This window comes from Streptomyces sp. NPDC098101, assembly GCF_044760185.1.
Taxonomy (GTDB): domain Bacteria; phylum Actinomycetota; class Actinomycetes; order Streptomycetales; family Streptomycetaceae; genus Streptomyces.
The window spans coordinates 578,248-600,033 of the sequence record NZ_JBIWAS010000004.1; the positions used below are offsets into that span (position 1 = coordinate 578,248).

Annotated in this window: 19 protein-coding genes; 6 read left to right on the forward strand and 13 right to left on the reverse strand. The window is 72.8% G+C overall.

What is annotated here, in order from left to right:
- Positions 1–171: 171 nt before the first annotated feature.
- Genes ACIQVI_RS20985 through ACIQVI_RS21005 form a run of 5 tightly spaced genes read right to left on the reverse strand, consistent with a single transcriptional unit; the run spans position 172 to position 6,101 of the window.
- On the reverse strand, positions 172–1,599 hold the full coding sequence (locus ACIQVI_RS20985) for a cellulose binding domain-containing protein (protein ID WP_403597924.1): 1,428 nt from the start codon (positions 1,597–1,599) through the stop codon (positions 172–174).
- A 13-nt stretch (positions 1,600–1,612) separates the two neighbouring features.
- A complete protein-coding gene (locus tag ACIQVI_RS20990) occupies positions 1,613–3,109 on the reverse strand; it encodes a beta-N-acetylhexosaminidase (protein ID WP_403597927.1) in 1,497 nt (498 codons plus the stop codon).
- A gap of 9 nt (positions 3,110–3,118) precedes the next feature.
- Complete coding sequence (locus tag ACIQVI_RS20995) at positions 3,119–3,952, reverse strand: carbohydrate ABC transporter permease (RefSeq protein ID WP_403597930.1); 834 nt, start codon at positions 3,950–3,952, stop codon at positions 3,119–3,121.
- Entirely contained in the window at positions 3,949–4,848 is a 900-nt protein-coding gene (locus tag ACIQVI_RS21000) for a carbohydrate ABC transporter permease (protein WP_403597932.1), read from the reverse strand. Before ACIQVI_RS21000 ends, ACIQVI_RS20995 begins: the two co-directional genes overlap by 4 nt.
- Positions 4,845–6,101: an extracellular solute-binding protein gene (locus ACIQVI_RS21005; protein WP_403597935.1), complete on the reverse strand. Its 1,257-nt coding sequence runs from the start codon at positions 6,099–6,101 to the stop codon at positions 4,845–4,847. The genes ACIQVI_RS21000 and ACIQVI_RS21005 overlap by 4 nt, the downstream gene beginning before the upstream one ends.
- 192 nt (positions 6,102–6,293) lie before the next feature.
- Here ACIQVI_RS21005 and ACIQVI_RS21010 point away from each other — a divergent pair, with 192 nt between their 5' ends.
- Positions 6,294–7,061: a GntR family transcriptional regulator gene (locus ACIQVI_RS21010; RefSeq protein WP_351973237.1), complete on the forward strand. Its 768-nt coding sequence runs from the start codon at positions 6,294–6,296 to the stop codon at positions 7,059–7,061.
- Positions 7,051–7,860: a GntR family transcriptional regulator gene (locus ACIQVI_RS21015; protein ID WP_403597938.1), complete on the forward strand. Its 810-nt coding sequence runs from the start codon at positions 7,051–7,053 to the stop codon at positions 7,858–7,860. Before ACIQVI_RS21010 ends, ACIQVI_RS21015 begins: the two co-directional genes overlap by 11 nt.
- 48 nt (positions 7,861–7,908) lie before the next feature.
- Here ACIQVI_RS21015 and ACIQVI_RS21020 read toward each other — a convergent pair whose 3' ends face one another.
- Complete coding sequence (locus tag ACIQVI_RS21020; protein WP_403597941.1) at positions 7,909–8,157, reverse strand: hypothetical protein; 249 nt, start codon at positions 8,155–8,157, stop codon at positions 7,909–7,911.
- An 821-nt stretch (positions 8,158–8,978) separates the two neighbouring features.
- On the opposite strand from ACIQVI_RS21020, the gene ACIQVI_RS21025 reads away from it, so the two are divergent.
- Complete coding sequence (locus tag ACIQVI_RS21025) at positions 8,979–10,010, forward strand: hypothetical protein (protein ID WP_351973234.1); 1,032 nt, start codon at positions 8,979–8,981, stop codon at positions 10,008–10,010.
- Positions 10,011–10,053: 43 nt separating this feature from the next.
- Here ACIQVI_RS21025 and ACIQVI_RS21030 read toward each other — a convergent pair whose 3' ends face one another.
- The 5 genes from ACIQVI_RS21030 to ACIQVI_RS21050 are packed head-to-tail and all read right to left on the reverse strand — an operon-like array spanning position 10,054 to position 14,328.
- A complete protein-coding gene (locus tag ACIQVI_RS21030; RefSeq protein ID WP_351971742.1) occupies positions 10,054–11,499 on the reverse strand; it encodes a cytochrome P450 in 1,446 nt (481 codons plus the stop codon).
- The gene (locus ACIQVI_RS21035; protein ID WP_351971741.1) at positions 11,496–12,119 is read right to left on the reverse strand and encodes an ATP/GTP-binding protein; all 624 of its coding nucleotides are present in this window, start codon (positions 12,117–12,119) and stop codon (positions 11,496–11,498) included. Before ACIQVI_RS21035 ends, ACIQVI_RS21030 begins: the two co-directional genes overlap by 4 nt.
- Positions 12,100–12,456 (reverse strand): DUF742 domain-containing protein, encoded by a 357-nt coding sequence (locus ACIQVI_RS21040; protein ID WP_351971740.1) that lies wholly within the window; start codon positions 12,454–12,456, stop codon positions 12,100–12,102. The genes ACIQVI_RS21035 and ACIQVI_RS21040 overlap by 20 nt, the downstream gene beginning before the upstream one ends.
- The gene (locus tag ACIQVI_RS21045; protein ID WP_351971739.1) at positions 12,453–12,860 is read right to left on the reverse strand and encodes a roadblock/LC7 domain-containing protein; all 408 of its coding nucleotides are present in this window, start codon (positions 12,858–12,860) and stop codon (positions 12,453–12,455) included. The genes ACIQVI_RS21040 and ACIQVI_RS21045 overlap by 4 nt, the downstream gene beginning before the upstream one ends.
- 1 nt (position 12,861) lies before the next feature.
- On the reverse strand, positions 12,862–14,328 hold the full coding sequence (locus ACIQVI_RS21050; protein ID WP_403597946.1) for an ATP-binding protein: 1,467 nt from the start codon (positions 14,326–14,328) through the stop codon (positions 12,862–12,864).
- A 667-nt stretch (positions 14,329–14,995) separates the two neighbouring features.
- On the opposite strand from ACIQVI_RS21050, the gene ACIQVI_RS21055 reads away from it, so the two are divergent.
- A complete protein-coding gene (locus ACIQVI_RS21055; RefSeq protein WP_403598747.1) occupies positions 14,996–16,162 on the forward strand; it encodes a glycoside hydrolase family 64 protein in 1,167 nt (388 codons plus the stop codon).
- Between the two features lie 84 nt (positions 16,163–16,246).
- Here the strand turns inward: ACIQVI_RS21055 and ACIQVI_RS21060 are convergent, their stop codons facing one another.
- Together ACIQVI_RS21060 and ACIQVI_RS21065 are read right to left on the reverse strand one after the other, a co-directional pair.
- On the reverse strand, positions 16,247–17,971 hold the full coding sequence (locus ACIQVI_RS21060) for an acyl-CoA dehydrogenase family protein (protein WP_403597949.1): 1,725 nt from the start codon (positions 17,969–17,971) through the stop codon (positions 16,247–16,249).
- Between the two features lie 69 nt (positions 17,972–18,040).
- Positions 18,041–18,625: a PadR family transcriptional regulator gene (locus tag ACIQVI_RS21065; RefSeq protein WP_403597952.1), complete on the reverse strand. Its 585-nt coding sequence runs from the start codon at positions 18,623–18,625 to the stop codon at positions 18,041–18,043.
- A gap of 151 nt (positions 18,626–18,776) precedes the next feature.
- On the opposite strand from ACIQVI_RS21065, the gene ACIQVI_RS21070 reads away from it, so the two are divergent.
- Together ACIQVI_RS21070 and ACIQVI_RS21075 are read left to right on the forward strand one after the other, a co-directional pair.
- A complete protein-coding gene (locus ACIQVI_RS21070; RefSeq protein WP_403597955.1) occupies positions 18,777–20,207 on the forward strand; it encodes an MFS transporter in 1,431 nt (476 codons plus the stop codon).
- Complete coding sequence (locus ACIQVI_RS21075) at positions 20,197–21,666, forward strand: pyridoxal phosphate-dependent decarboxylase family protein (RefSeq protein WP_403597958.1); 1,470 nt, start codon at positions 20,197–20,199, stop codon at positions 21,664–21,666. Before ACIQVI_RS21070 ends, ACIQVI_RS21075 begins: the two co-directional genes overlap by 11 nt.
- The last annotated feature ends 120 nt before the right edge of the window (positions 21,667–21,786 follow it).

Genomic DNA, 21,786 nt, shown 5'->3' on the forward strand with positions numbered 1-21,786 from the left:
ACCTCCGGTTGCGGTGGAGGGACGCGGCGCGGGCGGTCGAGCGGGCGCGGCCCCGGTGTCGACCCTCCCGCGGGGCGGCGGGGCGGGCGAGGCGGCGGGGGCCGTACGGGTGAGGGGCGCTCCCGCCCCGCCGCGGGCGCGTGCGGCGGGGCGGGAGCGGGGCCGTACCGGCTACGACGCCGGGACGGTGTCCACGAAGGCGGTGCCCGACGAGCGGTAGGCGGCGACCTTGGCGGCCACCTGGGCCGGGGTCAGGACCTGGTCCTTGACGTGCAGGACGTAGTCGACCTTCTGGTCGTAGGAGCGCGGGGTGGTCGAGGTCTGGCCCGCCAGGTCGATCAGCCACTGGTTGAAGTTGATCGACATCGGGCGCTCGGGCAGGTAGCGGGCGTCGTGCCGGCCGAACTCCTGGCCGTCGACGTAGTACACGATGCTGTTGTCGTCGATGGTCAGGACGAGGTCGTGCCAGCCGGCGTAGCTCGCCCGGACCTCGGAGTGCTGGTTGACGGCCTCCCAGGGGTCGGGCCGGTAGGTCTCCCACGAGGTGGTGTAGAGGATGTTGCCGGGCTCGCCCCAGCCGCCGTTGGGCAGGTACTCGAAGTCGTACTCGGCGTAGTCGTCGGCCATCGGGGCCTTGAGGTCGTTGATGGTGAAGAAGGTCTGGACGACCCGGTCGCCGTCGGGGCCCGACACCGGGGCGTCGGAGAAGCGGACCCGGGCCGCGTAGGTGCCGTTCTTGAACTTGGTGGCCTTCGTCAGGACCTCGGTGTGGCGGGTGGACTCGCCGGTCCCGGCGGTGGAGGACCGCAGGTTCATGATCGAGTTGGTGCCCTCCTTGGCGAAGGTCACGTTCTCGGGGGCCCAGGTGGCGCCGGGCACGCCGGGGCCGCCGGAGTTGGACCGGACGCTCCAGCCGTGGTTGCCGATCGCCGGGTCGGTGTGCCCGGTGTAATCGAAGTCGTCGAAGAGCGCGGCCCCGGTGGGCGGCGGGGTGGTCGGGTCGGTCGGCGTGGGCGTCGGGGTGGGGTCGTTGCCCGCCGGGGCGGTGCCCCAGACCGGGACGCCGCCGACGGTGGCGGTGACCTTGGTCCAGTTGGCGTACGCGGTCTGCGCCGGGCCGAAGGAGTAGTCGTCGCTCTGGTTCAGCGGCTGCCAGTTGGAGCGGTGGAAGCGCAGCTGCAGGTCGCCGGTGTCCGCGCCGGGGGCGAGCGTGCCGGCCCCGGCGGTGAAGCCGACCTCCAGGTAGCGGTCGGCGGTCGCGGTGGGGTTGCTCAGGGTGCCGAAGGTGCCGGTGACGTTCGCGCAGCCCTTCACGGCCCAGGAGCAGGCGTAGGTGTACGAGGCTCCCGCGTCGGCCTTGAAGTAGTAGCGCACCTTGACCTGGCTCAGGGGCACGCCGGTCGTGCCGGTGTTGACCACCTTGAGCCAGGGCTCGACCTGGTCGCTGCCGGTGGCGCTCTGGCGGTACTGGACGGTGACGGCCTCGCCGGCGGCCGCCGCCGGGAGGGCGGTGAGGGCGGTGGCGCCGAGCCCGGTCACGGCGGCGACGGCGAGCGCGGCGCGGAGGCGCGGGGTGCGCGTCCTGGTCTGGTCGCTCATGGGGTTCCTCTCCTCAGAGGTGGGGGACGGGGGTTGCGGTGGAGAGACGGCGCGGCACCCCGAGGGCGTCGAGCCGGGTCCTGTGGTGGCGCAGGCGCTCCTGGAAGCCGGTCCAGTCGTGGCGGCCGGTCCAGACGACCTCCGCGAGGGCGCAGAGACGGGGGAAGGTGAGGTACTCGGCGTGCGCGGCGGTGGGGACGTACTCGGTCCACAGCTGGACCTGGGAGCCGAGGACCCGGGCGGCCTCCTCGGGGCTCCAGTCGGCCGGGGCCGGGTCGTTGCCGTGGACGGTCCGCAGGTCGACGACCTCACCGGCCTGGCCGGGCGGCTCGGCGGGGCTGGCGGACTGGGGGTAGTCGAGGTAGGTGGTCCGGTGGGGCGCCATGACGACCTCGTGGCCCCGGCGGACGGCGGTGCGGCCGTGGTCGGAGTCGCGCCAGGGCATGACGGTGAAGTACGGGGGGAGGTCGGCGCCGTTCTCGGTCCAGCTGAGCGGCCGGCGGCCGGCCCGCAGCAGGTGGCTCCCGATCCGCTCCATGAACCAGCCGTGCAGGGCGTCGGGGCCGGGCAGTCCCTCCTCGGCGACCCGCCGGAGGGCGTCCGGGGAGGTGTGCCACTCGGTGGTGGGGCACTCCTCGCCGCCGATGTGGACGTACGGCGAGGGGAAGACGTCCATCACCTCGTCCAGGACCGTGCGGCAGAAGTCGAGGGCCGTGTCGTGGACGCCCAGGATGGTGTCGCACACGCCCCACCGGTCCCACACCTCGTAGTCGCGGCCCGGGGTGTTGCCCAGCTCGGGGTGGGCGGCGAGGGCGGCGCGGACGTGGCCGGGCATCTCGATCTCGGGCACGACGGTGATGCCGCGCTCCGCCGCGTAGGCCACCAGGCCGGTGAGTTCGGCGCGGGTGTAGGCGCCGCCGTGGGGCGCTCCGCCGATCTCGGTGAGGCGGGGCAGGGCGGCGACCGGCATCCGCCAGCCCTGGTCGTCGGTGAGGTGGAGGTGGAGGACGTTGAGCTTGTGGAGGGCGAGGAGGTCGACGTAGCGGCGCAGGTAGGAGACGGGGCGGAAGCGGCGGGCGACGTCGAGCATGGAGCCGCGCCAGGGGAAGCGGGGGGTGTCGGTGATCTGCACGCAGGGGACGGTCCAGGCGACGCCGCCGACGGGTTCGTCGGCGAGCGCCTCGACGGGCAGGAGCTGGCGGAGCGTCTGGACGCCGGCGAGGAGGCCCTGGGGGCGGGCGGCCCGGAGCAGGACGCCCGCGGTGCCGACGGTGAGGCCGTAGCCCTCCTCGCCGAGGCCGGTGAGGGCGGGGTCGAGGGCCAGGACGACGGAGCCGTCCGTCCGGGCGGGCAGCGGCAGGCCGGTGGCCGGGCCGAGCAGGGTGCGCAGCAGCCGGGCGGCGCCCTCGGCGCCGGGGGTGACCCTGAGCGCGGTCGCGGCGTCGAAGGTGAAGCGGCCGGGCAGCGGCGAGAGGTGGGTGGGGTCGGGGACGAGACGGGGCAGGGGCATCGCGGTGCGTTATCCCTTCACGGCTCCGCCGGTCATTCCGGCGGCGACCCGGCCCTGCAGGACCAGGAAGAGGACGAGGACGGGCAGGGCGAAGAGCGTGGAGGCGGCCATGGTGGCGCCCCAGTCGGTGCCGAAGACGTTGGAGAAGGACGAGAGCCAGACGGGCAGGGTGCGGTCGTCCTGGTTCTTGATGATGAGCATGTTGGCGAAGGCGAACTCGTTCCAGGCGGTGATGAATCCGAAGAGCGAGGTCGCGAGGAGGCCGGGGGCGAGCAGCGGGAGGGTGACCCGGCGGAAGGCGGCGGCCCGGGTGCAGCCGTCGACCTGCGCGGCCTCCTCCAGTTCGGCCGGGACGCCGGCCAGGAAGGAGCGGAGGGTGACGACGGTGAAGGGCAGGGTGATCATGAAGTAGATCAGGCTGAGGGTCACCAGCCGGTCGAGCAGGCCGGCGTCCCGGGCGATGACGTACATCGGGATCAGGAGGGCCTCCCAGGGGGCCATCTGCGCGACGAACACCATGAGGAGGAAGGCGCGCCGGCCGCGCCAGCGCATCCGGGCGACGGCGAAGGCGGCGGCGAGGGCCACGACGAGGGCGAGCAGGACGCAACCGGCGGTCACCAGCAGGCTGTTGCGCCAGAAGATCCAGAAGCCGTCGGCCGCGACGGCGTGCCGGAAGTGGTCCAGGGTGACGGAGACGGGCAGGAAGCCGGGGGTCTCGGACTGGATGTCGCGGGTGGGCCGGAAGGCGGTGAGGACCATCCAGTACACCGGGAAGACGGCCAGGACGAAGACGGTCACGGCGGCGGTGTTCAGGGGGAGCCGCCGCAGGGCGCGGGGGGTCACCGGTCGGCCTCCTGTCGGAGCAGTTGGCGGAAGTAGGCGATCAGGACGGCGACGAGGATGAGGACGGTGAGGGTGGAGACGACCGCCCCGAGGTCGTAGCGGTGCAGGGACTGCGCCACCCGGTAGGCGTAGACCGGCAGGGTGGTCGTCGCCTCGCCGGGGCCGCCCTTGGTGACGGCCCAGATCTGGGCGAAGCAGCGGAAGACCCAGATGACTTCGAGGCAGAGGACCAGGCCGAAGACCGGCCGCAGGAGGGGCAGGGTGACCGAGCGGAAGATCCGCCCGGCGCCGGCCCCGTCGAGCCGGGCCGACTCGTACAGCTCGGCGGGGACGGTCAGGAGCGCCGAGTGCAGGGTGATGGCGACGAAGGGGACCGACTGCCAGACCACGAGCAGGACCAGGACGGTGAACGCGGCGGGGCCGTCGGCCAGCCACGAGTAGCCCTCGAAGGACTCGAACCCGAGCCGGACGAGCACCCAGTTGACCACGCCCAGGCGGGAGGCGAAGAGCCACTGGAAGACGGTCGTGGTGGCGATGACCGGGCTGGCCCAGGCGAGGACGAGCCCGCTGGTCACCAGGATCCGCAGGGTCCGGCCGAGCCGCTGCATCATCAGGGCGACCAGGGTGCCGATCACCATGATCAGGACGACGTTGACCAGGGTCCACCAGAGGGTGCGCCGGACGACCTCCCAGAACACGGGGTCGGCCAGGACGGTCCGGTAGTTGTCGAGCCCCGTGAACCCGGCGCCGCCGCGGATGAGTTCCCCCATGCCGTACTCCTGGAAGGAGATCAGCAGGTTGCGCACGAGGGGGTAGCCGAGGAGGAGCGTTCCGCCGAGGACGGTCGGGGCGACGAGGAGGTAGGGCCACGGGGCCGGCCCGTGGGGACGTCTCACGAGCCGAGGGTCCTGGTGATGCTCTCGGACGCGGTGCGCGCCGCGGCGGCGGGGTCGGCGCCGGTGAGCACGGCGGTCATGTACTGCTTGATCGGGTTGGTGGCCTCGACGGCCGCCCACTGCGGGGAGTTGGGGGTCGCCCGGCCCTGCGCGGAGCCGGCGGCCATCACGGCCGTGCCCTCGTCGTCCTGGACGACCCGGGCGAGGGAGGTGCGGTTGGGGACGTAGCTCATGGTCCTGGCCATGTCCGTCTGCCACTTCTCTCCGGCCAGCGCCTTGACCACCTGATAGGCGGCGTCGGGGTGGGTGGAGGCCTCGGGGACGATGAAGTCGGAGCCGCCGGTGAAGACCGCGCCGGGCTTGCCGGCCGTGCGTCCGGGGAGGGGGAAGAAGGCGAGCTTGCCCTTGAGGGCGGGGTTGATCTCCTCGACGATCTTCGCGCCGCCGGGGACGGCGATGATCTGGGCGACGTCGCCCTTGGCGAAGACCTCGGCCTGCGGGGGCTTGGACTCGTCGGCGTCCTTGGGGCCCTTGCCGAGGGCCTGGAGCTTCCGGTAGAAGTCCATGCCGGCGAGGGCCTGCGGGGTTTCGAGCGCGCCCTTCCACTTCTCGCCGTCCCGGACGGCGAGGTCGCCGCCGGCCTCCCAGACGAAGCCGGAGAGGGTGTACCAGTTCTGGCCGGGGAGGTAGATGCCCTGGACCTTGCCCTTGTTGAGCTTGGCGGTGGCGGCGAGCCATTCGTCCTGGGTCTTCGGCGGGGTGACGCCGGCCGCGGCGAAGAGGTCCTTGTGGTAGATCACGACGCGGCTGGCGCCGTACCAGGGGACGCCGTACTGCTTGCCGTCGACCTTCCCGGGCTCGGCGAGGCCGGGGAGCCAGTCGGCGCCGTTCAGTTCGGCGACCTTGTCGCTGAGGTCGCGCACGCCGCCGCTGGCGGCGTACTGGGCGACCTGGGTGTTGCCGACCTCGATGACGTCCGGGGCGTCCTTGCTGGCGAGGGCGGCCGTGACCTTCTCGCCGATGCCGTCCCACTCCTGGATCTGGATGTCGAGGTCGATGTCCCGGTGCTCGGCCTCGAAGCCGGTGCGGAAGCGGTCGAGGAAGGCGTCGGTGACGCTGTCCTTCATGATCCAGACGGTGACCTTCTCCGGTCCTCCGGCGGCCTTCGGGTCGTCCTGGCCGCCACAGGCCGTGGCGGCGAGCGTGACGGCCACCGCGAGGGCGGTGGTTCTGCTGAGGGGACGGATCTTCACGGGCACCTCGCTGCATGGTTGACCAATTGGTCAAGTGGTCAGGTGTGTGAGCAGAAGGTGGCACGGACCGTTCTGGCCGTCAATCCCCCGGAAAACATGTGCCGTTCACTCGACGACAGGTCAAGGTGCCGGGTTACCATCGGACTTACCAGTTGACCAGTCAGGATCAACTGATCAGTCAGGGAGAGCGGCATGAAGGACGGCTCCTCCAGCGGAGTGCTGAAGCGGGAGCGGGTACGGGAGCACCTCCTCGGCCTGATCGAGGCGGGCGGACCGGGCGACCCCATCCCGTCGGAGCGCACCCTCTGCGCCGCCCTCGGCGTCTCGCGCCCCACCCTGCGCGCGGCCGTCGACGAACTCGTCGCCACGGGCGCGCTGGTACGGGAGCACGGGCGCGGCATGTTCGTCGCCCCCGCCAAGATCGTGCAGCAACTCGCCCCGGACGAGGCGGCGTTCGCGGTTCCCCGGGCGTCGGGCACCTGGTCCAGCACCGTCCTGGAGTCCGCCACGATCCGGGCCGGCGCCCGCATCGGCCGCCGCCTCCGCCTCTCCCCCGCCGCCGAGCTGCTCTACGTCGCCCGGCTCCGGCTCGTCGACGGCTCGCCCATGGCCATCGAGCACCTGCACATCCCGGCGGACCTGGTCGGCTCCGCGCTCACTCCGGAGGAGCTGGAGGCGGGCGACCTCTACGACCACCTGCGGGAGCACCACCGGGTCCGGGTCAAGGAGGCGACCCAGTCGATCGAGCCGACCGTCGTCAGCGAGGACGAGGCCGCGCTCCTGGACGTCCCCGTGCTCTCCCCCGCGCTCCTGATCGAGCGCCTCACCCTCGACGCGGCCGGGCGGCCCGTCGAGTACGTCCATTCGGTCTACCGGGGCGACCGCTACCGCATCGTCTCCCGCCTGGACTTCACCCGCGACGGCGTCGTGACCTCTTCCACCGAGGGGGATGCATACTGACCCGCGACGGACGGCACGGCGGGGAGGGGCGGGCGTGGAGCTCAAGCGGGAACGGGTACGGGAGCACCTGCTGACCGTGATCGACGGCCGCCGCCCCGGCGACGCCATCCCCTCCGAGCGCACCCTCTGCGCCGCCCTGGGCGTCTCGCGGCCCACGCTCCGCGCGGCCGTCGACGAGCTGGTGGCGACGGGCCTGCTGGTGCGGGAGCACGGCCGCGGGATGTTCGTCGCGCCCGACAAGGTCACCCAGGAGCTGGTCGCCGAGGACCGGTCGGCGGGCGCGCCCCGGAGCCGGGGCGACTGGACGAGCACGGTCCTCGACCTGCGCACGGTACGGGCCGGGGCCCGGATCGGCCGGAAGCTGGCGGTCTCCCCCGCGGCGGAGCTGGTGCACGTGACCCGCCTCCGGCACGTCGACGGCGCCCCGATCGCCCTGGAGCACCTGCACGTCCCCGCCGACCTGGTCCCCGGTCTCACCGCCGCCGACATGGAGGGCGGCTTCTACGCCCATCTGCGCGAGCGGCGCGGGATCCGCACGGCCCACGCGGTCCAGTCCATCGAGCCGACCGTCCTGAGCGAGGAGGAGGCCGCCCTCCTCGGCGTCCCGGTCCTCTCCCCCGCCCTGCTCTTCGACCGGACCACCTCCGACACCACCGGCCGCCCCGTCGAGTACGTCCGCTCCCTCTACCGGGGCGACCGCTACCGCATCGTCTCCCGCCTCGCCCTGGACACCCGCCGGTCCGACCACCCGGCACCGGGGACGGAGCGGACGGGGGCGTGGTGGGGGACGGTGGAGTGACCGGCGGGGGCCCGGAGGAGACCCGGCCGCCCCGGCGCGGACGCGCCGTCAGGAGTAGTCCGGGCACTCCTCGGCGAAGCCCTGCGAGACGGGCTGCCACACGCCGTGGTCCTCGCGCCCGCTCAGCCGGTCCGCCTCCTCCGCGGCCTCGGCGAGCTGGGCGGTGGACAGCGGGACGGCGGCCGTGAAGACCCGCCCGACGTGACGGCAGAGCAGCACCGGGCGGATCTCCTCCGCGTACGGCTCGCCGGCGACCGCGAACAGGTCGGGCAGGGTCCAGCCCAGCGGCCCGGCCACGGCCCGGAGCTGGTAGCGCCGGTGGGGGGCTGGGCTCCCGGCGCGACACCATCCCGTACAGCGTGCTGCGGGACAGCCCCATGAACGGCAGTTCCCGGACGCCGAAGCCCCGGTTGCGGATCAGTCCGTCGAGCACGGCGGCGAATCCGGTCTCGGCGGGGCGGTGGTACGGCGAGGGCGGTCCCACGCGGACTCCGGGGGCGGCGACGCGCGGCAGGGCGCGGACGAAGCCCTCCAGGGCGGCCAGTTGCGCGTGGTCGCAGTGGGCGACCCGGTGGGTGAACCGCCTCACGGTCTCGGGGTCGCGCTCCGGAGGGAGGAGTTCCGCCGGTACGGGACGGCCCGCGAGGACCAGCAGGTCGGCCTCGGGCACGTCGAGTTCGACGGCGAGTCCGGCGAGGCGCGACAGGGAGGTTCCGGTTCCGCTCGCGGCGAGTTCGGTCAGAAGGGTGGCCCGTTTCATACGAGGAAGGTAACGGGGCGGGCCGTCCGGACGGCCGGGGTCCGGAGGGGCGGCCCGGTTCGGCCCCCGGTGGGCGCCCGGGGGCGCCGCGCTCCGGGGCGGGCGGGAAAGTCCCGGTCACCTCGGGGAACGTTCCGGGAGGGGGAGGGCGCATGACCGCTTCGCTCCCGGTTTATGGAATGTGCACGGGAAGGATCGTTCCGTTCCGGAGGCGAACCTGTTCTGATTGGTGGTCAGCAACTGTTGGGTGATTGCCGGCCGTTCACGACGGGCAGGTTTGGAGGGTTGTGGGGCGGGCACCGCCCGGCCTCGCGGCCGGGGGCGGTTGTCGTCACGTAAGAGAAGGAGGTCGGTCCTCATGACCGTGCGCACCGTCGAGCCTCCGCAGCTGTGGATGCCCCACCCGCTGCGGGTGAACCCGTACCTGTCGAACCTGCACGAGGAGAGCGAGACCTGGGCGCGCGAGATGGGGATGCTGGAGGGGTACGGAGAGCTGCCCGGCCAGCGGCCCATATGGTCCCGGGCCAAGTTCCACGCGATGACCGTCGACCAGCTGACCGCGTGGACCCTCCCCGACGCCTCGCTGCCCGCGCTCCGGCTCAACCACCGGTTCAACATATGGGCGCTGGCCTGGGACGACCACTTCGCCTCCGCGTTCAAGCAGACCGGTGACCTGCCCGGCGCGCGGCTCTTCACCGCCCGGCTGCACGCCTTCCTGCGGCCCGAGCCCGACGCCCGCCTTCCGGAACCGGAGAACGCCGTCGAGCGGGGCATCGCCGACCTCCAGCAGCACCTCTTCCCACCGGGGTTGGCGCACTGGCGGCACGACTTCAACCGGGCCCTGGCCAGGTACGTGGACGCGGGGGTCGAGGAGCTGGCCAACAGCCGCACCGGCCGCGTCCCCCACCTGATCGACTACGCCCCGTTCCGGCGGGAGAGCTTCGCCGCCCACACCGCCCCCTACTCCGTCGAGCTGGCGACCGGCGCGCGCGTGCCCGAGCAGATCCGGCACAGCCGGACCGTCCGCGCCCTCCTGGACGCCTTCATGGACTTCATGGGGCTCGCGAACGACATCGCGTCCTACGAGCGGGAGGTCCACGAGGAGAACGACGTCAACAACCTGGTCGTGGTCGTCGGGACGTCCCTCGGGATCGCCCTCCACGACGCCGTGCCCGCCGCCCTGAACCTGGTGAACGCCCGGCTGCGGGACTTCGAGCACCTCCGGCAGAACGAGGTGCCGCTCCTCGTGCGGCGGGCCGGGCTCGACCGGGAGGAGCGGGCCGAGCTGGAGGCGTGGCTCCGGGGGGCCTGCGGGTTCCTCTCCGGGATCCACGCCTGGTACACCGGCGCGCCCCGCTACACCTCGTCGGACGTGCCGTTCCCGGAGTGACGGCGGCGGGTCCGGGCCCGCCGCCGTCACCGGGCGGGGTGGCCTATCCCCGGCGCAGCAGGCGCTTCACGCGCGTCCACCACGAGGCGCGTTCCCCGGGCCGGCGCGTCTCCCCGGGCGCGCTCGCCGGCACCGGCGGCACCGGCGGGACCCCGTCGCTCCGGACGGGCGGGGCCGGGAGCGGGGCCGGGCCGTCGTCGACCCGGGGGGCGCGCGGGGAGAAGCTCACGGGCAGCGCCGTCAGGTGCCGGGCCCAGGTGCTGGAGCGCCAGGTGAGGCTCTCCTCCGGGACCGACAGGGCGATGTCGGGCAGCCGGGTGAGCAGCATGTCGATGCCGGCGTCGGCGATGATGCGGCCGATGTCCTGGCCGGGGCACTCGTGCGTACCGGCGCTGAAGGACAGGTGCGCCCGGTTGTGGTGCACGGGGGCCGCGGGGTCCGGGCGGATGGCCTGGTCGACGTTGCCCGCGGCCAGGCCGAGGAGGAGCATGTCCCCCGCCTTGATCTCCCGTCCGCCGAGGGTGGTGTCGCCGTTGGCCCAGCGGCCCGGGCAGACCATCAGCGGCGGCTCGTCCCAGAGGACCTGCTCCACCGCCTCGGGCAGGGTCATCTGGCCGCCGGCCAGCGAGCCGCGGAACCGGGGGTCGGTGAGGACCATCCGCAGGACGTTGGACATCAGGTTGGCCGTCGTCTCGTACCCGGCGAGCAGGATGAGCCGCAGGTGGTGCTTGACCTCCTCGTCCGTGAGGCCGGCCGGGTGGGCCATCAGCGCGGAGGCGATGTCGTGCCCCGGGTGGGCGCGCTTGGCGACGACGAGCCGTTCGAGGCTCTCCAGGACGAAGGCGTTGCTGGCGAGCGACGTCTCGGTGGCCTTGAAGAGGTCCCGGGCGGCGTGCACGAGTTCGGGCGCGTCCTCGTCCGACATGCCGAGGAGGTGGATGAGGGTGAGCATGGGCAGGTGCTCGGTGAACTGCCCGACCAGCTCCGCCTCGCCCTTCTCGCAGAACCCGTCGATCACCTGGTGGGCGAAGCGGGTGATGTGGCGGCGGACCCCCCGGTGGTCGAACTGGCTGAGGCCGGCCGTGACCGCGCCGCGCAGCCGCTGGTGCTCCTCGCCGTCCGCGCAGACGCAGTCGGGGCGCCAGCCGATCATCGGCATGAGCGGCGAGGTGGCGGGGTCGATCTCCCCGCTGCGCCAGCCGTGCCAGACGCGGGGGTCGCGGGAGAACTGGGTCGGGCGGCTGGCCACGTCGCGGTTCTCCAGGTACCCCAGGACGAGCCAGGCGCGCACGTCGCCGTCGAGCAGGACGGGCGCCACCGGGCCGTGGGCGGCCCGCAGTTCCTCGTACAGGCCCATGGGGTCCGTCGCCGCCGCCTCGCCGTAGAGCCGGGTGGCTCCGTCGGTTCCGGTGGCGGCGTGGGCCGGGCAGCCGGGGGGCGGGACCCGGCCCGCCTGCGCGGTGGCCTGTTCGGCGGGTGGGAAGGTCATGCGGTCTCCTGGGCGGCGACGAGGGTGTGCAGGTAGTCCATCAGCGAGAGCAGGGCGTCGCGGCAGGACGCCCGGTCCCGCGCGTCGCAGGCGACGAGGGGCACGGAATCGCCGAGGGCCAGGGCGGTGCGCAGTTCCTCCACGGGGTACTGCGGGGCCTCCGGGAAGGTGTTGACGGCCACGACGAAGGGGACGCGGCGGTCTTCGAGGCGGGTGATGACCTCGAAGCAGACCTCGATCCTGCGGGTGTCGACGAGGACCACGGCGCCGAGCGCCCCTTCGAAGATGCCGTTCCACAGGAACCAGAAGCGCTCCTGTCCGGGGGTGCCGAACAGGTAGAGGACCAGCTCCCGGTTGATGCTGATCCGCCCGAAGTCCAGCGCGACGGTCGTGGTGTTCTTGCCCTCGGCGCCGGGATTGTGGTCGATCCCGACGCCCGCCTGCGTCATGGTCTCCTCGGTGGTCAGGGGCGGGATCTCGCTCACCGCCCCGACCATGGTCGTCTTGCCGACGCCGAAGCCGCCGACGATCACGACCTTGACGCCCCTGGCGCTGTGCGGCAGCAGCACGTCGGTGCCGCGCGGGCCGGGAACGAGCGTGTCAGAGCTTGCGTAGTCCATGGATCACCGCCTCCAGTAGGCCGCGTTCGGGAAAGTTCGCCACCGGCACGGGTGCGATGGCCTCGACCCGCTCGTTCTCGACGAGCTTGGAGAGGAGGACGGTGACGACGCTGAACGGAAGGCTGAGGTACGCCGAGACCTCGGCCACCGAGAGCGGATAGGCGCACATGGTGAGGATGGACGCCTGCTCGGGCTGCATCGAGGCGTCGGGCGTGTCCCGCGCCACGATGAGCGTGACCAGGTTGAAGCCCTTGGCCGAGGAATCGGAGCCGCCGGTGATGACGTAGAGCGGAACGGGGTTGCCTTCATTCCAGGGGCCCGGGGTCTCCGATGTCACATCGCCTGCCTGACGTCCTGCCGGGGCGGGCTGGTCATGTGCTGGCCGATCCGTGCCACCAGGGTCCTCATGCGGTCGCCGAGCAGTCCGGCGTCCACCTCCTGGTCGGCGAGGACCGCGAGGTAGGCGCCGGGGCCGGCCGCCATCAGGGAGAAGTAGCCGCCGTCGGCCTCGATGCCGACCATCCGCGTCGAACCGTCGCCGTGCGGGAACATCTGGGCGATGGCCCGGGCCAGGCTCTGGAGGCCGGAACAGGCGGCGGCGATGGCGTCGGCGGTGTCGGGCGCCGTGTTCGCCTGCCCGATGCTCAGCCCGTCCGCCGAGAGGATGACCACGTGGCGCACGAACGGAACGCTGCTGACGAGTTCCGTGAGCATCCAGTCCATGTTGGGCAGTGGCTGCATGTTACTCGACCTCATCTGAAGGCTCGCTGGGGAAGGGGGAAGGTTCGGCGGCCGCTCTCTTCTCGCCGTTGAACGCCTCCCACATCAGGCCCGGCTGGGGAGACGGTCGGGAGGAGGCCGGCGTGGCGGGGGTCGTGGGGCCCGTCACCACGACCGGGATCGGGACGGGCGACTCGCGCCGCCGCTGCGGGAGGCCGTTGGGGGCTTTCCTGACCTCGCCGTTCTCCGCGGCGAGGGCGGGCGACGGCAGGGGTGCGGGCATCGGCGGGGGCGGGGGTGGAGGCGGGGGCGTCGGTGCGGACACCGGCGCGGTGCGGACGGGGCCGCCGAGGGTCCGGCCCGGTCCGGCCGCGCGCCTCTTGGCGAAGTCGTTGTGCCGGGCGGGGGGCTGGGGCATGGTGGTGATCAGTCGCCGGGGGACGAGCACCACGGCCCGTACGCCTCCGTAGGCGGAGGTGCGCAGGTGGACCTCGCAGCCGTGCTCGCGGGCGAGGCGGCTGACGACGGGCAGGCCGAGCTGGGTGACCTCGCCCAGGCTGGCGAGCTGGATGGTGCGCTGCGACTGCGCCATGACGCGCTCGACGCGCTGCCGGACCTCCTCGGTGAGGCCGACGCCCCGGTCCTCGATCTCGATCGCGACGCCGGAGGGCACCTCGTTCGCGGTGACCTCCACGGGGGCGTGCGGGGGCGAGAACGACGTGGCGTTGTCGAGCAGTTCGGCGAGCAGGTGCATCAGCGGCTCGGAGCCGGGGCCGGTCACGGCCACCTCCGCCACGGCCCGGAGCTTGACCCGGGGGTAGTCCACGATGCGCGACATGGCTCCGCGCAGGATGTCGTAGAGCGGGATCGACTTCGACCACTGGCGTCCGGGGCGGGCGTCGCCGAGGACGGCGATGCTGGCCGCGAGGCGGCCGATCAGGGCGTTGCGGTGGTCGACGTCCTGGAGGCCGCGGGAGACCACGATGTCGTTGCCGTGGAGGATCTGCATGGCGTGCAGGTCCTTGGCGAGCTGGTGCACGATCGCCTGGACGCGGCGCGCGACCGCCACGAGCGCCCGCTGGGAGGCGTCGCGGGTGTGCTCCTCGGCCTCCACCGCGTCCAGGACGGTCCGCAGGGCGCCCTTGAGGGCGTCGCCGAACTCCTCGTCGAGGTGCCCGCCGAAGTCGACGGCGCGCAGGATGTCCGAGGCGGGTTCGCCCCGCTTCAGCCGGGAGACGGCCGCGGGCAGGAGTTCTTCGGCGAGCCAGACGGTGGTGGCCCGCTGGTCGGCGAGCCGCCCGAGCAGGGCGGCCTCGCGCTGCTCGTAGTACTTCGCCGCCCCTTCGCTCGCCCGTCTGTGGCGGGCCGTCTCCGCGGCACGCAGCCGGCGCGCGGTCCCGGCCGAGGTGAGGGCCGCCAGGACGACCGCGGCGAGACCGCACCAGGCGACCGGTGTCCGTATCTGTGCAGGGCAAAGGAGGAGTGCCAACAGCGAGGCTCCCGCCAGAACTCCCGGGGGGAGGAGCCATTCCCGGACGACCGGAGTCGGCCGGGCTCTGGAAATCGAACCTGCACGAACCATCAGGAGGGTCCCTAAGAAGTCTGGAATGAGCGGACCGTGGGGGTGCGGTGCGCCGAAGGGAACGGAGCCGGACTTCATTCGGGCAGGTGTACGCGTGCTCCGATGAAATCCCGACGGGCGGAAACCCGGGGGACCGATCCGGGAATCGCACTGGTGGGCGCTTTCCCTCACGGCCTTGCTCCGTCCGCGCGCCCACGGCGTTCATGACTCGCTGTAAGCGCTGCGCAACACACCGGTGAGCATAGTCAGTTCGGGTTCGCCGTGTGACGGAGCCGAAAGGACAACCTCCACCGGTCATTCCGGTCGCATAAAGCGACCGGCGGCCGTACCTGAAATGCAATAAACCGATCAAATTCTGTCGTCCACCCCTCGGGGCGGTGCTGCGGAACGACCCGCCGACCGCCATCGGATCCGCCGCGACCATTGACAGGTTCATCCCACCCTCCCATCCTTGAGAGCGCTCTCAAGAGTTCGATCCCCCTCATGGATTCCCCCCACACGGAGTCCCCCCACCTCCCAGGAGCCCCACGTGTCCGCACGTCACAGGCGCACGCGCGTCCGACTCGTCCCCCTTCTGGTGGCCGCCGCGCTGATCGGCACCGGCGTCACCGTCGCCGTCTCCTCCGACCCCGTCGAGGCCGCCGTCCCCGCCACCATCCCGCTCACCTTCACGAACAACTCCGGTCGCGGAGAGCAGGTGTACGTCTACAACCTGGGCACCGAGCTCTCGACGGGCCGGCAGGGGTGGGCGGACGCGAACGGAACCTTCCACCCCTGGCCCGCCGGGGGCTCCGTCCCCGTCCCCGCGCCCGACGCCTCCATCGCCGGCCCGGCCAACGGGCGGTCGATGACGATCCGGCTGCCGAAGTTCTCCGGCCGCGTCTACTTCAGCTACGGCCAGAAGCTGAACTTCAAGCTGGCGACGGGCGGCCTCGTGCAGCCCGCGGTCCAGAACCCGAGCGACCCCAACCGGAACATCCTCTTCAACTGGTCCGAGTACACCCTCAACGACGCGGGCATCTGGCTCAACAGCACCCAGGTCGACATGGTCTCGGCGCCCTACGCGGTCGGCGTGAAGCGGCCGAACGGTTCCGTCGCGAACGCGGGCCGCCTCAAGCCCGGCGGCTACCGGGGCTTCTTCGACGCGCTGCGCGCCCAGCCCGGCGGCTGGGGCGGCCTGATCCAGACCCGCTCCGACGGCACGGTGCTGCGCGCGCTCGCGCCGGGCCACGGCATCGAGGCCGGCGGCCTGTCGGCGGGGGTCCTGAACGACTACGTCAACCGCGTCTGGAGCAAGTACTCCACGTCGACCCTGACCGTGACGCCCTTCGCGAACCAGCCCTCCGTGAAGTACTACGGGCGGGTCTCGGGCAACGTCATGAACTTCACCAACGGGGCGGGCCAGGTCGTCACCTCGTTCCAGAAGCCCGACTCGGACAGCGTCTTCGGCTGCTACAAGCACCTGGACGCCCCGAACGACCAGGTGCGCGGCCCCATCTCCCGTACGCTCTGCGCCGGTTACAACCGGTCCACCCTGCTCACCAACCCCAACCAGCCGGACGCCTCGTCGGCGAACTTCTACAAGGACGCGGTGACCAACCACTACTCCCGCGCGATCCACGAGCGGATGGTGGACGGCAAGGCGTACGGCTTCGCCTTCGACGACGTCGGCGCGCACGAGTCGCTGGTGCACGACGGCAACCCGCAGCAGGCGTACGTGACGCTCGACCCGTTCGACTAGACCGGGCCCGGAGGGAACGGCGGAAGCCCGCACGGCCGGCCGGGGAGGTCGGTCGCGCGGGCTTCGGTGTGTCGGGCGGGAAGGTCAGGGCGTCATCTCGTACGCGCCCGAAAGGGCCTCGACGCGCTGCCAGACGCGGCCCGAGCGCGCCTCGTCGACGACGGGGCGGCGGACCGCGCCGAGCGCCCAGAGCTGCTGCTGCTCGGTCGCGGAGTCCTTGCCGTGCAGCTCGACGGCGTGCGCGGAGAAGTCGCGGACGAGCACGGCGAACAGCTCGTCGAGGACGTCCTCGTCGAGACCGGTGAGGGCGGCCTGCTCCAGGACCAGCTGCCCGTGGACGACCAGGGCGAAGAGCTGGCCGACGGCGAGGAGCAGGTCGAGGTCGCGGCTCTGCTCCTCGTCGGGGGCGGCCTTGAGGACGAACTCGCAGAGCGCGTCGGCCTGTTCGCGGAAGCGGGCGACGTTGGCCACGTGGGCGTACGCGTCGTAGGCGGCGCGCCAGTCGTGGAAGCGGACCGAGCCGAGGCCGCGGGCCGGGCCCTGGCGGAAGAGGAAGGCGTCGTCGGCCGCGTCCAGGCGGGTCGGGACGGGCTCGTACGCGACCGGGTCGAGGAGGTGGTTGCGCAGGAACTTGAGGATCAGCGCCAGGTTGACGTGGACGGTGCCCTCCAGCTTCGGCAGGCCCCGGATCTCCACGGCCGCCTCGGCGAAGTAGTTGTCCTTCTCGAAGCCCTTGGCGGCGATGACGTCCCACATCAGGTCGATGACCTTCTCGCCCTCCGTGGTCACCTTCATCTTCGTCATCGGGTTGAAGAGGAGGTAGCGGCGGTCCTCGGGACCGGCGGTGCGGAAGTAGTCGACGGCCCGGTCGCTGAACAGCTTCATGCCGACCAGCCGGACGTACGCGTCGGTCAGCTCGCGCCGCACGTGCGGGAAGGCGGTGACGGGGCGGCCGTACAGGATCCGGTTCTGCGCGTGGGTGACGGCCTCGTACATCGCGTGCTCGCAGATGCCGATGGAGGCGGTGCACAGGTTGAACTTGCCGACGTTGACCGTGTTGAGGGCGGCGTCGAAGGCGGCGCGGCCGGTGTGCAGGACGTCCTCGGCGGCGACCGGGTAGTCCTCCAGGCGGAACTCGCTGACGTACTTGGAGGAGTCGACGACGTTCTTCACCAGGTGGTACGCGTCGTGGCGGCTGTCGGCGGCGAAGAAGACGTAGCCGTCGGGGCCCTCGACGTCGGTGCGGCGGCCGAAGACCGAGACGAGTCCGGCCGCGTTGCCGTTGCCGATGTAGTACTTGGAGCCGGTGGCCCGGAAGCCGCCCTCGCCGTCGGGCGTGAGCAGCATGTCCGTGGAGTAGATGTCGGCGCCGTGGGTCTTCTCGGAGAGGCCGAAGGCGAACACCTCGCCCTGGGAGAGGAGCTCGGCGGCGCGGGCGCGGGCGGCGGCGTTGTCGCTCTGCCAGACCGGGCCCAGGCCGAGGATGGTGACCTGCCAGGCGTACCAGTAGTCGAGGCCGTAGAAGCCGAGGATCTCGTTGAGGGCGGCGATGCGGGCCGTGTCCCAGCGCTTGTCGCCCTCGTCCTCGCCGGCGGCGGAGGACGGGGTGAGGAAGGTGGCGAAGAGGCCCTCCTCGGCGGCGAAGGCGAGGAAGTCGCCGAGCCAGGCGCGGGTCCGGTAGTCCTCGATGAGCCGGCGCTTGCCGCGCGCCTCGAACCAGTCGACGGTGGCGCGCAGGAGCCGGCGGGTCTCCGGGTCGAAGTGCTCCGGGTCGTAGGTGTGCGGGTTGAACAGCAGCGGGTCGGCCATGAGGTCCGCCTTTCCGGCTCGGGATGAGGGTGGTGGTGAGGGTGCGGGGGGGACGGAGGGGTCCCGGGGTCAGCGTCCGGGCCCGAAGCGGGCGAGCGTGGCGAGGACGTCGTCGAGCCAGGCGATCATCATGCGTTCGTACGCGATGCCGCCCCGCAGCACGACGTGCTGGAGCTCCCGCTCGGCGTCGGGCGGGCCGTCCGCAGCCGGGCCCGTCCGGCCGTCCGCCGCGTCCGGCTCCCCGAAGTCGCGCGCCTCGCCCGCCAGGTAGTGGGCGAGGCGGTCCGTGTGCGCCGTCCGGTGCCGTTCGACCTCGGCGATCAGGGCGGCCGGGTCGTCGAAGGCGGCGCCCCGGATCTTCACCGCGAGGTCGTGCCGCACGCTCTCGGGCTCGATCGGTTCGTGCAGCCACGCGGAGAGCGCGTCCCGGCCGGGACCGGCGACGGAGTACTCCTTCTTGTCCGGGCGGCCCTGCTGCGGCACGTCCCGGACGTCGATCCAGCCGTCGCTCTCCATGCGCTTGAGCACGCGGTAGATCTGCTGGTGGGTGGCGGTCCAGAAGTAGCCGATGGACCGCTCGAAGCGCCGGGCCAGCTCGTAGCCGGATCCGGGCTTCTCCAGCAGGGACACGAGGATCGCGTGGTCGAGCGCCATGGCCCCGATCTTGCTATGCAACGAGTTGCATAGCAAGGCCGGGCGAGGCCGGTGAGACGCGGCTCACCCCGGATCCGCCGCGCACGGAGTTCACGTCCACGTCACACCCGGCTCTTGCCGCCCGCTCGAACGGTCGTTCATGATCTGCGCCATGCCAGCAGACGCCAGCGCCGCTTCCGGGCCGGTCCCTCCCCTGCCGCGCCGGGTACGCGTCGGATACGGGCTCGGCTCCCTGTGCACCGGCACCTTCGCCACCGTGCCCGGACTGATCCTCCTGTACTACCTGACCGACGTCCTGGCCGTGCCCGCCGCCGTCGCCGGCTTCGCGGTGTTCCTGCCCAAGGCGTGGGACGTCCTGGTCAACCCGTTCGTCGGCGCCCTCTCCGACCGCAGCCGGCTGCGCGGCGGACCGCGCCGGCCGTTCCTGCTCCTCGGGGCGTGCACGCTCCCGCCGCTCTTCGCGCTGGTCTTCGCCGCGCCGCCGCTGCGCGGGGCGGCCGCCGCCGGATACGTGGCCGTCCTCTTCCTGCTCGCCGCCACCGCGTACGCCGTCTTCCAGGTGCCATACGTGACGATGCCCGCCGAGATGACGGAGGACCCCGCCGAGCGCGGCCGGGTCCTCGGCTGGCGGGTCGGGTTCCTCGGCGTCGCGATCCTGCTGTCCGGGGCGCTGGCCCCCGCGATCGCCCACGCCGGCGGGGACGGCCCGGCGGGCTACCGGCTGATGGGGGTCGCCGTCGCCGTGCTGCTCGCGGTGGGCATGTTCGGGGCGTGGTTCACCACCCGGTGGGCGCCGGTGGTCGCCCGGAGCGAGGCCGAGCCCTCGCTGCGGGCGCAGCTCGCCGCCGCCCGCTCGAACCGCCCGTTCCTCTTCCTGGCGGGCATGTGGACGCTCCAGGCCCTCGCCGTCGGCGTGATGCTCGCCGGGGTGCAGTACTTCGCCACGTACACCCTGGGCTCGCCCGCCGCCGTCACCCCGCTCTTCGCCGGTCTGATCGGTCCGCTCGTCCTCGTCATGCCGCTGTGGACCCGGCTCGCGCGCCGCTTCGGCGCGAAGACGGCGCAGTGGTGCGCGTCGCTGCTCTTCACCGGCGGCGCGCTGCTGCTCGCCCTCACCCCGGTGGCCGGACCGGCCCTCGGCTACGGCGCGGTCGCGGTCATCGGCGTCGCCTACGCGGGGCTCCAGCTGCTTCCGCTGACCATGCTCGCGGACACCCTGGCCGCCGACGCGGTGCGCACCGGCCGGCAGCGGGCGGCGACCTTCACCGGCCTGTGGACCGCCGCCGAGACGCTGGCCTTCGCCCTGGGCGCCGGGGTGTTCGCGCTCGTCCTGGCCGTGACCGGGTTCCGGTCCTCCGACGCGGAGCACCGGGTGGTCCAGCCGGAGGCGGCGCTCACCGGCATCTCCCTCGGCATGGGCCTGCTGCCCGCCGTCCTGGCCGCCGCGAGCCTCTGGCCGCTGCACCGCTACCGCGAGGACCCCTCCGGAGCCGTACCCGCCGTACCTGCCGCCCCCTCCGTCCCCTCCGTACCCGAACAGGCTGCCCCGCAGCAGGAAGCGAAGGCCCGCCGTGCCGACTGACCCCGTCGTCCCCGCCCGTTCCGCCGCCGAGGTCCTCGCCGAGCTGCGCGGTCTGCGGGAGGCCGACGCGCCCACCCGGGGCGGCCGGACCTTCGCCTACGTGTACGACGCCGGGGTCGAGGGCCTCGACGAGCTGGCCGCCGCCGCGTACACGGCCTTCGCCACCGTCAACGGCCTCGACCCGACCGTCTTCCCGAGCGTGGCCCGCCTGGAGAACGACGTGGTGGGGGCCGTCGCCGCGCTGCTCGGCGCGCCCGGCGCCCGGGGCACCTTCACCAGCGGCGGCACGGAGAGCATCCTCCTCGCGGTCAAGGCCGCCCGCGACCACGCGCGCGCGGAGCGCGGAGTGACGGCCCCCCAGCTCGTGCTGCCCTCCACCGCGCACGCCGCGTTCCACAAGGCCGCGCACTACCTGGGCCTGGAGACGGTCGTCGTCCCCGTCGACCCGGTCACCTTCCGCGCCGACGCCGCCGCGACCGGCGCGGCGATCACGGACCGCACCGCCCTGGTGGTCGCCTCGGCCCCCTCGTACGCGCACGGGGTGGTCGACCCGGTGGCGGAGATCGCGGCGGCGGCCGCCGGGCGGGGCGTGCTCTGCCACGTCGACGCCTGCATCGGCGGCTGGCTCCTCCCCCATCTGCGGCGCGCCGGGCGGACGGTGGAGCCCTTCGACCTGTCGGTGCCCGGGGTGACCTCGCTCTCCGTCGACCTGCACAAGTACGGGTACGCCGACAAGGGCGCCTCCGTCGTGCTCTACCGGGACGCCGGGCTGCGGCGCCACCAGTACTTCGCGCACGCCGGCTGGCCCGGCTATCCGGTGGTCAACCCCACGGTCCAGGGCACCAAGTCCGGCGGGCTGCTCGCCCAGGCGTGGGCCGTCCTGCGGTACGTCGGCGAGGACGGCTACACGGCCCTGGCCGGGCGGGTCGGCGAGGCCTCGGACCGGCTCCTGGCCGGGCTGCGGGCGGTGCCGGGGGTGCGGGTGCTCGGCGACCCGGCCGCCGGGCTCGTCTCCTTCACCGTCCTGGACGACGCGGGCGCGCCGGACCTGAGCCTGCTGCTGCACCTGGCCGACGAGATGCGGATCCTCGGCTGGTACCTCCAGCCCCAGCTCTCCTTCGACGGCCTGCCGCCCAACCTGCACCTCACGCTCACCCCGGCCACCGCCGGCCGGGTGGACGCCCTGGTCGAGGACCTGGTGACGGCGCTCGGCTCCGCCCGCGCGCTGCCTCCCGTGACGGTCGATCCGGCGCTCGTCGGCTTCGCCGCGCGGCTCGACCCGGCGACGCTCGGGCCGGACGAGATCGCCGCCGTCCTGGCCTTCGCGGGGCTCGACGGAGACGGGGGCCTGCCCGTACGGACGGCACCGGTGCTCGCCCTGCTCGACGCGATGCCGGGTCCGCTGAAGGAGCGGCTCCTCGCGGAGTTCGTCGGGTCGGTCTTCCACAACGGGGGCTGAACCGGGCCCCGTTCCTCCCCTCCGCCGAAAACCCGTGGGCACGGGAAGGGGCGAGGCCGTACCGTTCCGCCGGTGGAGATCGCCTTCAGGAAACTCACCGACGACCGGCACGAGATCGTG

Coding starts and splice junctions, on each gene's coding strand:
- ACIQVI_RS20985 (WP_403597924.1), bottom strand. CDS start 1,599: ATGAGCGACCAGACCAGGACGCGCACCCCGCGCCTCCGCGCCGCGCTC.
- ACIQVI_RS20990 (WP_403597927.1), bottom strand. CDS start 3,109: ATGCCCCTGCCCCGTCTCGTCCCCGACCCCACCCACCTCTCGCCGCTG.
- ACIQVI_RS21010 (WP_351973237.1), top strand. CDS start 6,294: ATGAAGGACGGCTCCTCCAGCGGAGTGCTGAAGCGGGAGCGGGTACGG.
- ACIQVI_RS21015 (WP_403597938.1), top strand. CDS start 7,051: ATGCATACTGACCCGCGACGGACGGCACGGCGGGGAGGGGCGGGCGTG.
- ACIQVI_RS21025 (WP_351973234.1), top strand. CDS start 8,979: ATGACCGTGCGCACCGTCGAGCCTCCGCAGCTGTGGATGCCCCACCCG.
- ACIQVI_RS21030 (WP_351971742.1), bottom strand. CDS start 11,499: ATGACCTTCCCACCCGCCGAACAGGCCACCGCGCAGGCGGGCCGGGTC.
- ACIQVI_RS21035 (WP_351971741.1), bottom strand. CDS start 12,119: ATGGACTACGCAAGCTCTGACACGCTCGTTCCCGGCCCGCGCGGCACC.
- ACIQVI_RS21045 (WP_351971739.1), bottom strand. CDS start 12,860: ATGCAGCCACTGCCCAACATGGACTGGATGCTCACGGAACTCGTCAGC.
- ACIQVI_RS21060 (WP_403597949.1), bottom strand. CDS start 17,971: ATGGCCGACCCGCTGCTGTTCAACCCGCACACCTACGACCCGGAGCAC.
- ACIQVI_RS21065 (WP_403597952.1), bottom strand. CDS start 18,625: ATGGCGCTCGACCACGCGATCCTCGTGTCCCTGCTGGAGAAGCCCGGA.
- ACIQVI_RS21070 (WP_403597955.1), top strand. CDS start 18,777: ATGCCAGCAGACGCCAGCGCCGCTTCCGGGCCGGTCCCTCCCCTGCCG.